The organism is Mammaliicoccus sp. RAM2, from assembly GCF_045897195.1.
Classification (GTDB): Bacteria; Bacillota; Bacilli; order Staphylococcales; family Staphylococcaceae; genus Mammaliicoccus; species Mammaliicoccus sciuri.
Genome location: NZ_JBJNWI010000002.1, coordinates 57,256 through 72,135, shown reverse-complemented (window position 1 = coordinate 72,135; position 14,880 = coordinate 57,256). Strand labels below are relative to the sequence as shown.

Genomic DNA, 14,880 nt, shown 5'->3' with positions numbered 1-14,880 from the left:
AAATGATGCAAAGATATTTCTTACGAGAAAACGCTGAGTTAAATCAGCGTTTTTTTATACATAATACGGATGATATACATCATATTAAAAATGTGATGCGCAAAAGTGTCGATCAAGAAATTATATTAACTTTTGAAGATCAAAAGTCGTTAATTTCAAAAATCATTGCTTTTCATGACGATAGCATTGAGTTAGAAACGGTAGAAGACATTACAAGGCAAACGGAACTACCTGTTGATATAACGATTGCAAGTGGGCTTATTAAAGGCGATAAATATGAATGGTTGCTTCAAAAAGCAACTGAAATGGGTGCGCATCATTTTATTGCTGTCCAATCCGAAAGATCTATTGTTAAATTAGACGAGAAAAAAATATCTAAAAAATTAGATAGATGGCAAAAAATTGTTAAAGAAGCTAGTGAACAAAGTATGAGACTTACAATACCAAGTATAAAGTATAAGTCGAATTTTAAATCAATTTATGATAATATGAATGAATATGATTATGTAATAATAGCTTATGAAGAAGAAGCTAAAAGTGGGGGAACAAGCAAATTTCATCAAATTGGTTCTAACCTTAAACATGGACAAAAGGTTTTAATGATATTTGGACCAGAAGGTGGATTAACTGAAAATGAAGTTAATCTGTATGATGATGCTATTAAGGTGAGTTTAGGACCTAGAATATTAAGAGCTGAAACCGCTCCATTGTATGCTTTAGCTGCTTTAAGCTATCAATTAGAATTAATGAGGTGAATAAAATTGGCTACAGTAGCGTTCCATACGTTAGGTTGTAAAGTAAACCATTATGAAACTGAAGCAATTTGGCAATTATTTAAGGAAAATGATTACGAAAGAGTAGATTTTGAAACGAACGCTGACGTCTTTATCATTAATACTTGTACAGTAACAAATACAGGTGACAAGAAGAGTAGACAAGTGATTAGAAGAGCAATACGTAAAAATCCAGATGCAGTTGTTTGTGTAACGGGTTGTTACGCTCAAACATCTCCTGCAGAAATTATGGCAATTCCGGGCGTTGATATTGTTGTAGGTACTCAAGATAGACATAAACTTATTTCTTATATTGAGGACTATAAACAAAGTAGACAACCTATTAATGGTGTAGGTAATATTATGAAAAATAGAAAGTATGAAGAATTAGAAGTACCATACTTTACTGACAGAACACGTGCATCATTAAAAATTCAAGAAGGCTGTAATAATTTCTGTACTTTCTGTATCATTCCTTGGGCAAGAGGGTTAATGAGATCAAGAGATCCTGAACAAGTTGTAAGCCAAGCAACGACACTTGTAAATTCAGGATATAAAGAAATTGTTTTAACAGGTATTCATACAGGTGGATATGGTGAAGATTTAAAAGATTATAACTTGGCGCAATTATTAAGAGATTTAGAACAAGTTGAAAATCTTGAAAGAATTCGTATTTCATCTATAGAAGCAAGCCAGCTTACAGATGAAGTTATTGATGTTATTGATAAATCAACTAAAGTTGTAAGACATCTTCATATACCATTACAATCAGGTTCTGATACTGTATTGAAACGCATGAGAAGAAAATATACGATGGCACACTTCTCAGAAAGATTACAAAAATTGCATAAAGCTTTACCAGGTTTAGCAGTTACAAGTGACGTAATTGTTGGATTCCCTGGTGAAACTGAAGAGGAATTCCAAGAAACATATGACTTCATTGTTAAACATCAATTTTCTGAATTACACGTGTTCCCTTATTCTATGAGAACAGGAACACCAGCAGCTAGAATGACAGATCAAATTGATGAAGAAGTAAAAAATGAACGCGTACATCGTTTAATTGAATTATCAAATCAATTAGCTAAAGATTATGCTTCTAAATTTGATCAAACTGTATTAGAAGTGATTCCTGAAGAAAAAGGTTCTACAGATGGTGAACTTGTTGGATATGCAGATAATTACATGAAGATTGAATTTGAAGGCGATGAATCATTAATTGGAGAGTTAGTGAAAGTGAAAGTTGTTACACCAGGTTATCCTATTAATAAAGGTAAACTTGTAAAAGTTGTAGATCATGCAACAAATAAAGACGAAAGATTAGTTGCATATTAATATTCATAACAAATGATTATTGACTTAAAAAATGACTTATTTTATAATGTTTAAGTACATAGTAATATATACTATGTAAATGACATATAAAGCTTTGTTGATATTTGGAGGGAGGGAAATACAGATGTCTAAAACAGTAGTTCGTAAAAACGAATCAATCGAAGATGCATTACGTCGCTTCAAACGTACAGTTTCAAAAAGCGGTACGATTCAAGAAGTGCGTAAACGTGAGTTCTATGAAAAACCAAGCGTTAAGCGTAAGAAGAAATCAGAAGCAGCACGTAAACGTAAATTTAAATAATTAATTTTTTATTGAACTCCCTCAATGAATATTAATTAATTATAATGAACAATATTTAACGTTGAACGTCATAAAGAACACATAAACGATATCGTTTATGTGTTCTTTTATTTATTTGAAAAACATTTAAGTTTATAAATTTAGAATATTATGTATATACGTTTTAGTTCACGCCTATTTTATTGTATAATAAATATGAGGGGTGAGATTATTGACATCAAGGTATGAATACATATTTGCTTATTTTCAGAACAACTTGAATTTAGGTATTGTTTCAAGTCAAAGCATGTCGTCTATTGGTGAGTTTATTACGACCCCATTAGTCACATTGATACTGACTTGTATTATTTTTCTAGGTGCACTATATCAATTATATTCAGAACGTATTAATTTTGCGGGAATTTTAAGCTTTATTTGTACACTTATCTTTTTCATTGGCTACGTTATAATTGATGAAATTAGTTTGATTTCTGTTTTACTTTTTGGGATTGGTGCATTATTAGTAATAATTGAATTATTTGTTATAGGAGCAGTACTAGGTATCCTTGGTTTTATTGCCATTATTGGTAGTTTTGTATTAGTTGGAGAAAATATCTTAACTATGGGTATGATTATTGCTGTAGCATTAATTCTAACAACGATAGAGTGGGTGATATTAGTGAAAGGATTTAATCGTAAAATACCATTCTTTGATAAAGTCATTCTTAGAGACTCTACAAATAAAGAATCTGGCTATACATCTCATGATGATAGAAGTCATTTGATTGGCAAACTATGTACAACATACACAGCGTTGAGACCCTCAGGAATTATACTTGTTGATGACGAAAGAATAGATGCTGTTTCAGATGGTAGTTTTATTCAGAAGGATAAGCAAGTCAAAATTGTACAGGTTGAAGGTACAAGAGTTGTCGTAAGAGAAATTTAATTTAGACAAGGAGAGAAATGCATATGTTATCAGGTTTAATTGCTTTTGTAATTATTGCTGTCATATTAATCGTACTACTTATGATTTTATTCTCATTTGTACCAGTAGGATTATGGATTTCAGCTATTGCAGCAGGCGTAAAAGTAGGTATTGGTACTTTAGTTGGTATGCGTTTAAGACGTGTATCACCTAGACGTGTTATTAACCCATTAATTAAAGCTCATAAAGCTGGTTTAGCATTAACAACGAACCAGTTAGAATCTCATTATCTTGCAGGAGGTAATGTTGATAGAGTAGTTGATGCAATTATTGCGGCTCAAAGAGCAGAAATCAACTTAGTATTTGAAAGAGGGGCAGCGATTGATTTAGCTGGTCGTGACGTTTTAGAAGCAGTTCAAATGTCCGTTAACCCTAAAGTAATTGAAACACCATTTATCTCAGGTGTTGCGATGAATGGTATCGAAGTAAAAGCGAAAGCTAGAATTACAGTTAGAGCAAACATTGATCGATTAGTCGGTGGTGCTGGTGAAGACACAATCATCGCACGTGTTGGTGAAGGTATTGTATCAACTATTGGTTCAAGTCAACATCACACTAAAGTACTTGAGAATCCAGATAGTATTTCACAAACAGTATTAAGTAAAGGTTTAGATTCAGGTACAGCATTTGAAATCCTATCAATCGACATTGCTGATGTAGATATCGGTAAAAACATTGGTGCAGACTTACAAACTGAACAAGCACTTGCTGATAAAAATATTGCACAAGCTAAAGCCGAAGAACGTCGTGCTATGGCCGTTGCTACTGAGCAAGAAATGAAAGCAAGAGTACAAGAAATGCGTTCTAAAGTTGTTGAATCAGAAGCAGAAGTACCACTTGCAATGGCAGAAGCACTTAAATCAGGCAATTTAGGTGTTAAAGACTACTATAATTTAAAAAATATAGAAGCTGACACTGGCATGAGAGAAGCAATCAATAAGAGTACGAAGCCACAAGATTCTAATTCACCGAACCAATAAGAGAGGTGATTTAAAATGGAAATAGGCATTATCATCTTTGTTATTTGGGTGATTTTTAGTGTCGTGAGCGGTATAATCGAAGGCGCTTCTAAAAATAAAAAGAAAAATAAGCAACCTCAAACAAGACAAAGATCGAATCCAGTAAATAGACAAGCTGAAGAAAAGAAGAAATCTGCTGAGCAAGAATTACAAGACTTAGTTAATAAGTATGAATCTTATAAACAGAAAGCAGAAACAAGTTCAACTGAACGAATGTCTGGCCATTATAAAAACTTAGCTGATCAACTTGCAAATCATCTTAAACAATATAATATAGATGTTGAAAAACCTGTTGTTCAAACTCATAAAGTAGAACAACAACCGGAGCAAATTTCAAGTGAGCATGAGAATGCTTATATCAATCAGAGAAAAGAACAAATTCATAAAAATAGACCTAAAAAACAACAAGAAGCAATCAAACAGTTATTGGCATACAGCCAAGAAGAGAAAAAGTCTTTAATGAATGTACAGCGTGAAAGTATAGATGATGTTGAAAAGGAAGCAGAGCAAATTATCAACAACACAGAACTTTCAGAAAGAACGAGAAGAGCTATGGTTAAACAACTCTATTTAAACAGTAAACATAAGTTTAACGATGAAGCAATCAATGTTGATGAAAACCAAGTCGTAAATGGTATCATTTGGTCAGAAATTTTAAAAAGACCGAATGAATTAAAATAACGAATATAAACAGGCTGGGACATAATGTAATGTCTCAGCTTGTTTTAGTATCTTGGCAGTAGATGACTGAATTGAAAATTCGCTTGTACCAAACTTTTTTCAACACTAGTCATCCTTGCTGGGGCGGAACTACGAAATCTTTTTATACAAATTAGATTTCTGTTCCGCTCCCTTTTTATATTCACAAAAATACTATTTAGACTTACAATAAAGGTAGGATTCAAGAGGGTGTGATAAAAATGGTATTTAAGAAAAAGCAGAGTATATTATCTATTATCATTTCGATTTTATTATTATTCATTGCTTTGATACCGCTTTTTATTAGTAATAAGTATTTAATAGTCATTACTTTTATTCTCGTTTTTCTTATAATTTTAAACATTCTTTTTGAGAGATACACAATAAAAGAGCATTTTTTATCCATAAGAAGAGGATTATTCAAAAATCGTTACAATATCTATGATATCGATCAAATTAATATGACTAAATCTATAGAAGGCAACAGTATGTTAGAAATTGTTTCAAAAGGTGAATTGGTCGAAAAAGTGAGTCCAATTGAAGAACGTGAGTTTATAATTACATTAATACGCATTAATCCTAAAATTAAATTAAATAATAGTAATAGATTACATGAATATGAAAAAGTTAGAAATCTCATTATTGCGCGTGAAAAACTAAATAATATACAAAATAAAGTGCATAAGATTGCACGTTACAATAAGGTTTGGTACATTTAAAGTGTCAACAATTCAACTTATAAAGGAGATATTTAATGCCTACATTAATTCAAATCGAGAATATGGATCAAGCTCAAGCTCTATTGGGTAATGGAGATGAGCATATAAAGTATATTGAAAATGAACTCGAGGTGGATATTTTAACACGTGGACAAGAAATTGCTGTCCGTGGTAAACGTATAGAAAATGTTGAAAAAGCTGAAAAAGTATTATTGAACTTACTAAAAGTAATCGAGAGTGGTGCGAGTATAACTATTAATGATGTACAAGCAGCGGTTAAAATGGCTGATAAAGGAACAATCGATCAACTGATTAATTTATATGATGAAGAAATCACTAAAGATAGTAATGGTAAAATAATAAGAGCTAAAACAATGGGTCAAAGAGTATATATCAATAATATAAAGAACAATGACTTAGTATTCGGCATAGGTCCAGCAGGTACAGGGAAGACTTTCTTAGCAGTTGTAATGGCTGCAAGAGCATTGCGTCTAGGACAAGTAAAACGTATCGTATTAACGCGTCCTGCAGTAGAAGCGGGTGAATCATTAGGTTTCTTACCAGGTGATTTAAAAGAAAAAGTAGACCCTTATTTAAGACCTTTATATGATGGGCTTCATACAGTGTTAGGAACTGAGCAAACATCACGCTTAATTGAAAGAGGTACGATTGAAATCGCACCACTTGCTTATATGAGAGGTCGAACATTAGATGATGCGTTTGTAATCCTTGATGAAGCACAAAATACGACACACCCACAGATGAAGATGTTCTTAACAAGATTAGGTTTCGGTTCAAAAATGGTAGTAACAGGTGACCGTACACAAATCGATTTACCTAAAGGTGTTAAAAGTGGATTAATTGAAGCTGATCAACGATTAAGTGGTGTAAAAGGGGTAGCAATGACTTACTTAGAACAAACAGACGTTGTGAGACACCCATTAGTAGGTAAAATAATAAACGCATACGAAGAGGAGAAATAATATGCTAATAATGGATTTTATTGATGAGCAACAAGTAATTGATGAAGATACAAAAAATCAAATTGAATCATTGCTCACTTTTGCTGCTAAAAAGGAAAATATTACTGAAGAAGCAGAACTTTCAATTTCATTTGTCGATGAAGAAGAGATTCAAGCTATTAATCGTGATTATCGCGATAAAGATAAAGTAACAGATGTTATTTCATTTTCATTAGAAGAAGATGAGCCTGAAATAGAAGGCTTAGATATGCCTAGAGTATTAGGTGATATTATCATCTGTCTTGAAGTTGCTAAAGAGCAAGCTGAGTCTTATAATCATAGTTTGAGTAGAGAATTAGGATTTTTAGCATTACATGGATTTTTACATTTACTAGGTTATGATCATATGACTGAAGAAGATGAAAAAGAAATGTTTTCTCGACAAGATGAAATATTAAATGAATTTGGATTAACACGTGAATAAATTTGTAAATCGCTTTAAATTTCCTTTAGCAGGTTTAGTGACCATTCTCAAAAAAGATAAAAACTTTTTATTACATCTTATATTCGCTGTACTTGTATTGATTGTTAGTTTAATATTAAATCTCAATACATTTGAATGGTTGTGGATTTTATTTGCAATATTTAGTGTACTCATTGTAGAGGTTCTCAATACTTCTATAGAGTATGTAGTAGATATGTTTACGGATGAATATAACTTACTTGCTAAACATGCTAAAGATACTGCCGCTTTAGCCGTTTTATTAACATCAATAATAGCTGCAATAATCGGGATAGTGATATTATTACCAAAAATAATATAAACATATAGGGGGAAATGGTATGGAATTCAAACAAGAGTGGTATGAAGGTGCAAGAGAAGCACAAAAGAGAGCATATACTCCATATTCTAAATTTAACGTAGGTGCATATTTAGTTACGAAAGATGGTAAAGCTTATTATGGTGCTAACATTGAAAATGCAGCTTACCCATCAACAATTTGTGCTGAGAGGTCTGCACTCGTTGCAGCAATGTCAGATGGGTATAGACCGGGAGACTTCAAATGTATTACAGTTACAGTAGATGCTGATAAACCATCATCTCCATGTGGAACATGCAGACAGGTGTTAAAAGAGTTATGTGATGATGACATGCCAGTATTTTTAACACATCAAACAAATGAAAGAATTGAAACTACAGTTAATGAATTATTACCTTTAGGTTTCTCAGGAAAGGATCTAGAATAAATGAATGAATTTAAATCAGGGTTTATATCTATTATAGGTAGACCTAATGTAGGTAAATCTACTTTTATGAATAAAGTTATTGGTCATAAAGTAGCGATAATGTCTGATAAAGCACAAACGACTCGAAATAAAGTACAGGGTGTATTAACAACTGATGATGCTCAAATGATATTTATTGATACACCAGGTATTCATAAACCTAAACATGCTTTAGGTGACTACATGATGAAAATCGCTAAAAATACTTTGAAAGAAGTAGATTTAATCATGTTTATGGTTAATGTTGATGAAAGTATCGGTAAAGGCGATGAATACATTATCGACTTGTTGAAACAAACGAAAACACCAGTATTTTTAGTATTAAATAAAATAGATTTAATTCACCCTGATCAACTATTAGTTGAAATTGAAAAGTATCAAAAAACAATGGATTTTGCAGAAATTATTCCAATTTCAGCATTAGAAGGATTAAATATTGAAACACTACTAGAACAATTTAAAAAGTATCTCGAAGAAGGTCCAATGTATTATCCTAAAGATCAAATTTCTGATCATCCAGAACAATTTGTTGTAGCTGAGTTGATAAGAGAAAAAGCATTACACCTTACGAATCAAGAAATACCACATGCTATCGGTGTGAACGTCGATAAAATGACAAAAGCAGAAGGTGAGAAAGTCCATGTAGAAGCAACAATTTATGTTGAAAGAGACTCTCAAAAAGGTATTGTCATTGGTAAAGGCGGTAAAATGCTTAAAGAAATAGGTAAACGTGCAAGAAGAGATATTGAAATGCTACTTGGCTCAAAAGTATACTTGGATTTATGGGTTAAAGTACAAAAAGATTGGCGTAATAAACCTAATTTCATTAAACAAATTGGTTATAGAGAAGACGAGTATTAAGTAGAATGGAGGCGATGATATAATGCTTTATAAACAAGAAGGATTTGTCATTCGCTCTGTAGATTATGGTGAAAACAATAAAATCATCACTATATTAAATGAACACGGTCATAAAGTTCCACTAATGGCGCGTGGTGCTAAAAAAACAAGTCATCCACTACAAGGTGCTACTCAGCCCTTTGTACATGGCTTGTTTATTTTTTCGAAGTTTAAAGGAATGGGCACATTATCATCAGCTGATATTATTAACAGTCATAGAACGATGCAATCCGATATTTTTAAAAGTGCATATGGTGCATATTGTATAGAAGTCGTAGATAAGGCGTTAGAAGCGGAAGAACATGATGTATTCTTTTATGAATTATTGTTAGGTGTATTCCAAGCAGTAGAAAGAGGCGTTGACGCAGATACGATGAGCATGATAGTCGCGTTGAAATGTATGCCTAAATATGGATATGAACCAACTTTCAATGCGTGCGTCATAACAGGAGATATGGATCAACAGCAATTAAATGCATATAGTTTCAAATATAATGGACCACTTAGCAATCAAGCATTAATACATGATGAACATGCATATCGAATATCTAATAGAGCATTATATTTTATGAATCTCATGTATCAATTGCCGATTAAACATTTAAATAGCTTTAAAATAAGCGAACAAGTCAAAAAAGAAATACAAACTTTAATTGATAACATGTATGACGAATACGTTGGTGTTGTATTTAGAACCAAAAAATTACTCAATCAACTTGAAAACTTAAAAATGTAAAGACTTCAATAGTTTGTATTAAAAAGGTAAGCTACTTTACAAAAGTAGGCGAAAGTGTAAATAAGGGTGTCCATAGTAACAAAAGTCGTAGGAATTGTAACTAAGGGTGCCTATAATTACAAAACTCATAAGAAGTGTTAATAAGAACAGGCATTAATGTCATTTCTTTATATTTTCCCAACAACTTAACCATAAAAAAACAGAGCAAAACTTAATTAATAAGTTTTTGCTCTGTTTTTTGTTTAGTATTAGAATCTAATTTTTTCAGCTAAGAAGTTTTCAACTTCATCAATTGGCATACGTACTTGTTCCATTGTGTCTCTGTCACGTACTGTAACTTGGTTGTCTTCTAATGAATCGAAGTCAAATGTGATACAGTATGGTGTACCAATTTCATCTTGTCTACGGTAACGTTTACCGATTGATTGTGACTCATCAAAATCGATTGCAAATCTTTCACTTAATTTTTCATATACTTTAATAGCATCTGGTGAAAGTTTTTTGCTTAATGGTAAGATTGCTGCTTTATATGGTGCTAAAGCAGGGTGGAAATGCAACACTGTACGTTGATCTTTCTCGCCTTCATTTTCTTCTTCGTATGCGTCACATAAGAATGCTAATGTTACACGGTCAGCACCTAATGATGGTTCGATACAGTAAGGAATGAATTTTTCATTTGTTTCTTGATCGTGATATTTGAAGTCTTCACCACTGAATTCACTATGTTGTTTTAAATCATAATCTGTTCTTGAAGCGATACCCCAAAGTTCTCCCCAACCAAATGGGAATTTGTATTCGATATCAGTTGTTGCATTTGAGTAGTGACTTAATTCGTCTTCGTCATGGTCACGTAATTTTGTATTTTCTTCTTTAATACCTAAATCTTTTAACCATTTTGCAGCAAAGTCTTTCCAGTAATTTTGCCATTCAATTTCAGTACCAGGTTTACAGAAGAATTCAAGTTCCATTTGTTCGAATTCTCTCGTTCTGAAGATAAAGTTACCAGGTGTAATTTCGTTTCTGAATGATTTACCAACTTGCGCAATACCGAATGGTAATTTTTTACGCATTGAACGCTGAACGTTTTTATAGTTTACGAATATACCTTGCGCAGTTTCAGGACGTAAGAAAATTTCGTTTGTAGAAGATTCGGTAACACCTTGGAATGTTTTGAACATTAAGTTGAATTGACGAATGTCTGTCCAGTTTGCTGTACCACTTTCAGGACAAGTGATGCCTTTATCATCAATTAATTGTTTCATTTCATCAAAGCTCATACCGTCAGCAATAAAGTTCTCATCACCTTCAACATTATGCATGTAATCTTCAATTAATTTATCTGCTCTGTAACGAATTTTAGAATCTTTGTTGTCTATCATTGGATCGTTAAAGTTTGATAAGTGACCTGAAGCTTCCCAAGTTCTTGGGTTCATTAAAATAGCTGCATCTAATCCAACGTTGTATGGAGATTGTTGAACAAACTTTTGCCACCATGCTTTTTTAATGTTATTTTTTAATTCAACACCAAGTGGACCATAGTCCCAAGTGTTTGCTAAACCACCATAAATTTCACTACCAGGGAATACAAACCCTCTATGTTTTGCTAATGTTACTACCTTATCCATATCTTTTGCCATAAAAATTCACTCCTCAATTAAATTAAAAAAGCCCCAAGACATCATCAAATAATGCCTTGGGACGAGTATATTACCCGCGGTTCCACCCAAATTAGTGTAGCCACTCACTTTTTATAAAATTTTGTAAGCCAAAACTTTAATGTTAAGCTTTCACCATCCTTAACTCGCTTTTATTTCAAAGTTAATTAAAATATAGCACGGTATGAGAGAGTTATCAAGTGAAAACAGATATTCAAATTGAGCAATATTTGCGTTACATGTTATAATTAATCTATCTGAATTGTGTTCGAAGGGGTGAGAGCAATCGAATTAAATCAAAGACAAGAACAAATTGTACAAATTGTTAAGAACAATGGACCCATTACAGGAGAAAAAATAGCTGAACGGCTAAATTTAACAAGAGCAACTTTAAGACCAGATTTAGCAATTTTAACAATGGCAGGTTATCTAGATGCAAGACCTAGAGTTGGATATTTTTATACAGGGAAATCAAGTACACAATTGTTAAGTGATTCAATTAAAAAAATGACCGTAAAAGAATCGATGGCGATACCAGTCGTAATAGAAGAAAGTATTTCTGTATATGAAGCAATATGTAAGATGTTTTTAGAAGATGTCGGCACATTATTTGTCATCAATAAAGAAGGCAATTTAATCGGCGTTTGTTCGAGAAAAGATTTACTAAGAGCAGCAATAGGTGGTCAAAGTTTAAAAGATACACCGGTTAGTATTAATATGAGCAGAATGCCAAACATAACAGTATGTTTAGAAGATGATTTATTGATTTATGCAGCTAAATTATTAATTGATAAACAAATTGATGCGATACCAGTTGTCAAAAAACTTAAAGGCGACAAAATGAAAGTAAAAGGCAGAATTACAAAAACAACAATCACAAGAGCATTTGTTTCACTTATTGAAGATGAGTAGGAGGAATTAGTTAAATGGAAGAGATAAGAATAATTATAGCATCCGATTCAGTAGGAGAAACGGCAGAGCTTGTTACTAAAGCATGTACGTCTCAATATAAGACAGAAGGAAATGCTTTAGATATTGTAAGATTACCGTATATAGAGAATGAAAGTAATATTAATGAAGTAGTATCATTAGCATTAGAACAAAAATCTATAGTCGTTTATACATTGGTGAAACCTGAAATGCGATTATACTTAAAAGAAAAATTAGAAGAAAATAATATAGAAAATGTAGACATTATGGGTCCATTGATGAGCATTTTAAGCAATGAACTTAATGAAGCCCCACTTAATGAGCCAGGCAATATTCATAAATTAGATGAAGATTATTTCAAGAAAATTGAAGCAATCGAATTTGCGGTTAAATATGATGATGGTAGAGATCCACGCGGATTACCAAAAGCTGATATCATTCTTATAGGTGTATCTAGAACTTCAAAAACGCCATTGTCACAATACTTGGCACATAAACGTTATAAAGTAATGAATGTACCATTAGTGCCTGAAGTTGCACCGCCGGAAGGATTATTTGAAATTGATCCAAAGAAATGTATCGCTTTAAAAATTAATCAAAAAAACCTTAATGCGATTAGAAGAGCAAGATTAATTCAATTAGGTTTAAGTGATGATGCTAATTATGCTAAAGATGATAGAATCGAAGAAGAATTAAGATACTTCGAGGAAATTGTTGAAAAAATTGGTTGTCCTGTACTAGATGTTTCTGACAAGGCAATAGAAGAAACAGCAAATGACATTATTAAAATCATTACACAACAAAACCGTTAAAGGGTGACAGGATGCGTATAGAACAAGAACTCATTAATGAAATACGTGAGAAGAATGACATATTAGATGTTGTAAGTGAATATGTGAAACTTGAAAAAAGAGGACGTAATTATATTGGATTATGTCCTTTCCATGATGAAAAGACACCTTCTTTTTCAGTATCAGAAGATAAACAAATTTGTCATTGCTTTGGCTGTAAAAAAGGTGGCAATGTTTTTCAATTTATTCAAGAAATTAAAGGGATATCATTTGTTGATGCAGTGAGAGAACTTGGTGATAAAGTAGATATTCATATAGAACAGCAAGAAACAGCACCAACTGAAGGTATTGTGGATGATCACATAAAAATGATCGAAATGCATGAGTTAATGGCAAATAACTACCATTATATATTGAAGCATACTGAAGAAGGTGAGGCAGCTTTAAACTATTTGAAATCAAGAGGCTTCACGGAAGAATTGATTAATGATAGGAAAATTGGATATGCACCAAATCATTCGAAATTCACGCATGACTTTTTAGAGAAAAATGGTTATGATGCTGTACTTGCATATGAAGCAGGCTTGTTAAGCCGAAATGATGAAACTTTTGATTACTTCGATCGATTCAGAGATAGAATCATCTTTCCTTTGTTGAATTTCCAAGGTAAGACAGTTGGTTTTTCTGGTAGAACATATACGGACCAATCGCCTAAATATTTAAACAGTCCAGAAACGCCAATATTCCAAAAAAGAAAAATGTTATACAACGTTGATCGAGCAAGGAAATTTATAAGACAAAATGATGAAGTCATTCTGTTAGAGGGATTTATGGATGTTATCAAATCATTTGAAGCGGATATTAAACAAGTTGTGGCAACGATGGGTACAGCATTATCTAGAGAACACGTTACAATGGTCAAAAAACTGGCATCTAATGTAACTTTACTGTATGATGGAGATTTCGCAGGTAAAGAAGCTGCCATAAATGTTGGTAAAGACTTATTAAATGAAGGATTAAATGTCTTTGTTGTCAATTTACCAAAAACGATGGACCCTGATGATTATATTACAGAATACGGAAGTGATGCTTTCAAATCATTCGTTGAAGGGCAAAAACAATCATATGTTACATTTAAAGCGCAACAATTATATTATGCCAACGAAAATAATGATTTAAAACATGAACAACATATTGAAGAGTTGATTCATGACATCAATCTGATTCAATCGGAATTTTTAAGAAAAAAAGTATTGCAACAAGTAGCAGATTTGTATAAAGTAGATGTTAACAGTCTAAAAAATCGACTTTCGCCTAATATTGTTCAAAATTATACCGATTATAATAATTTCGTTCCTGAAATGAAGGAAAAAAAACTTGATAAAATCGGTCGAGCAGAGCAAGCGTTGTTAAAACATTTTATGAATCATAAACAGCTATTTTTAGAATATCATTCTAGGATTAATCAAGAAGACTTCACTTCATTGAATAATAGAGTGATTTTTTCACGTTTAAATGGGTATTATAAGAATAACGATGTTTTTAACATAAGTGATTTTTCAAGTTACATTGAAGAACATCAAATCATTGAAACGGTTATGTACCTAGATTCATTGCTAATCAATGATGAACCAGAGACAGAAGAAATCGAAGACTACATTAGGATTATTTGTCCTAACGAACACAAAGAAAATTCCATAGAATATTTGAATCAACAATTGAATAAAGCAATGCAAGCAGGCGATATCGCACTGCAAAGGCAATATTTAGAACAAATTGTACAATATAATCGGAATAGAATGTAAG

Annotated in this window: 17 protein-coding genes; 16 read left to right on the top strand and 1 reads right to left on the bottom strand. The window is 32.3% G+C overall.

Features of this window, described 5'->3' with window-relative positions:
* Nucleotides 1-5 precede the first annotated feature (5 nt).
* The 13 genes from ACJTHF_RS03565 to recO all read left to right on the top strand — a co-directional run bounded on the left by ACJTHF_RS03565 (nt 6) and on the right by recO (nt 9,698).
* A complete protein-coding gene (locus ACJTHF_RS03565; RefSeq protein ID WP_078355854.1) occupies nt 6-755 on the top strand; it encodes a 16S rRNA (uracil(1498)-N(3))-methyltransferase in 750 nt (249 codons plus the stop codon).
* 6 nt (nt 756-761) lie between these two features.
* Nucleotides 762-2,108 (top strand): tRNA (N(6)-L-threonylcarbamoyladenosine(37)-C(2))-methylthiotransferase MtaB, encoded by a 1,347-nt coding sequence (gene mtaB / locus ACJTHF_RS03560; RefSeq protein ID WP_058592285.1) that lies wholly within the window; start codon nt 762-764, stop codon nt 2,106-2,108.
* Between the two features lie 124 nt (nt 2,109-2,232).
* Nucleotides 2,233-2,409 carry a 30S ribosomal protein S21 gene (gene rpsU, locus ACJTHF_RS03555; protein WP_016998564.1) on the top strand — a complete coding sequence of 59 codons (177 nt, stop codon included), beginning with the start codon at nt 2,233-2,235 and terminating at the stop codon, nt 2,407-2,409.
* A 211-nt stretch (nt 2,410-2,620) separates the two neighbouring features.
* On the top strand, nt 2,621-3,337 hold the full coding sequence (locus ACJTHF_RS03550) for an NfeD family protein (RefSeq protein ID WP_171992074.1): 717 nt from the start codon (nt 2,621-2,623) through the stop codon (nt 3,335-3,337).
* Between the two features lie 23 nt (nt 3,338-3,360).
* The gene (gene floA / locus ACJTHF_RS03545; protein ID WP_025904203.1) at nt 3,361-4,356 is read left to right on the top strand and encodes a flotillin-like protein FloA; all 996 of its coding nucleotides are present in this window, start codon (nt 3,361-3,363) and stop codon (nt 4,354-4,356) included.
* Between the two features lie 15 nt (nt 4,357-4,371).
* Nucleotides 4,372-5,076 carry a hypothetical protein gene (locus ACJTHF_RS03540; RefSeq protein ID WP_058592286.1) on the top strand — a complete coding sequence of 235 codons (705 nt, stop codon included), beginning with the start codon at nt 4,372-4,374 and terminating at the stop codon, nt 5,074-5,076.
* Nucleotides 5,077-5,315: 239 nt separating this feature from the next.
* Nucleotides 5,316-5,813: a PH domain-containing protein gene (locus ACJTHF_RS03535; RefSeq protein ID WP_058592287.1), complete on the top strand. Its 498-nt coding sequence runs from the start codon at nt 5,316-5,318 to the stop codon at nt 5,811-5,813.
* Between the two features lie 35 nt (nt 5,814-5,848).
* Nucleotides 5,849-6,796, top strand: coding sequence for a PhoH family protein (locus tag ACJTHF_RS03530; RefSeq protein ID WP_058592288.1), 948 nt, complete (start codon nt 5,849-5,851; stop codon nt 6,794-6,796).
* 1 nt (nt 6,797) lies between these two features.
* The gene (ybeY, locus tag ACJTHF_RS03525) at nt 6,798-7,259 is read left to right on the top strand and encodes an rRNA maturation RNase YbeY (protein WP_078355851.1); all 462 of its coding nucleotides are present in this window, start codon (nt 6,798-6,800) and stop codon (nt 7,257-7,259) included.
* Nucleotides 7,252-7,599, top strand: coding sequence for a diacylglycerol kinase family protein (locus ACJTHF_RS03520; protein WP_058592289.1), 348 nt, complete (start codon nt 7,252-7,254; stop codon nt 7,597-7,599). Before ybeY ends, ACJTHF_RS03520 begins: the two co-directional genes overlap by 8 nt.
* A gap of 19 nt (nt 7,600-7,618) precedes the next feature.
* Nucleotides 7,619-8,023, top strand: coding sequence for a cytidine deaminase (gene cdd / locus ACJTHF_RS03515; protein ID WP_025904197.1), 405 nt, complete (start codon nt 7,619-7,621; stop codon nt 8,021-8,023).
* Nucleotides 8,024-8,923 (top strand): GTPase Era, encoded by a 900-nt coding sequence (era, locus tag ACJTHF_RS03510; RefSeq protein WP_078355850.1) that lies wholly within the window; start codon nt 8,024-8,026, stop codon nt 8,921-8,923.
* Between the two features lie 22 nt (nt 8,924-8,945).
* Complete coding sequence (gene recO / locus ACJTHF_RS03505) at nt 8,946-9,698, top strand: DNA repair protein RecO (protein ID WP_058592290.1); 753 nt, start codon at nt 8,946-8,948, stop codon at nt 9,696-9,698.
* Nucleotides 9,699-9,946: 248 nt separating this feature from the next.
* Here the strand turns inward: recO and ACJTHF_RS03500 are convergent, their stop codons facing one another.
* Entirely contained in the window at nt 9,947-11,335 is a 1,389-nt protein-coding gene (locus ACJTHF_RS03500) for a glycine--tRNA ligase (RefSeq protein WP_025904194.1), read from the bottom strand.
* A 294-nt stretch (nt 11,336-11,629) separates the two neighbouring features.
* On the opposite strand from ACJTHF_RS03500, the gene ACJTHF_RS03495 reads away from it, so the two are divergent.
* The 3 genes from ACJTHF_RS03495 to dnaG are packed head-to-tail and all read left to right on the top strand — an operon-like array spanning nt 11,630 to nt 14,879.
* Nucleotides 11,630-12,265, top strand: coding sequence for a helix-turn-helix transcriptional regulator (locus ACJTHF_RS03495; protein ID WP_037588327.1), 636 nt, complete (start codon nt 11,630-11,632; stop codon nt 12,263-12,265).
* A gap of 14 nt (nt 12,266-12,279) precedes the next feature.
* On the top strand, nt 12,280-13,095 hold the full coding sequence (locus ACJTHF_RS03490; protein WP_037588325.1) for a pyruvate, water dikinase regulatory protein: 816 nt from the start codon (nt 12,280-12,282) through the stop codon (nt 13,093-13,095).
* An 11-nt stretch (nt 13,096-13,106) separates the two neighbouring features.
* Complete coding sequence (dnaG, locus tag ACJTHF_RS03485) at nt 13,107-14,879, top strand: DNA primase (protein WP_058592291.1); 1,773 nt, start codon at nt 13,107-13,109, stop codon at nt 14,877-14,879.
* Nucleotide 14,880: the final 1 nt, after the last annotated feature.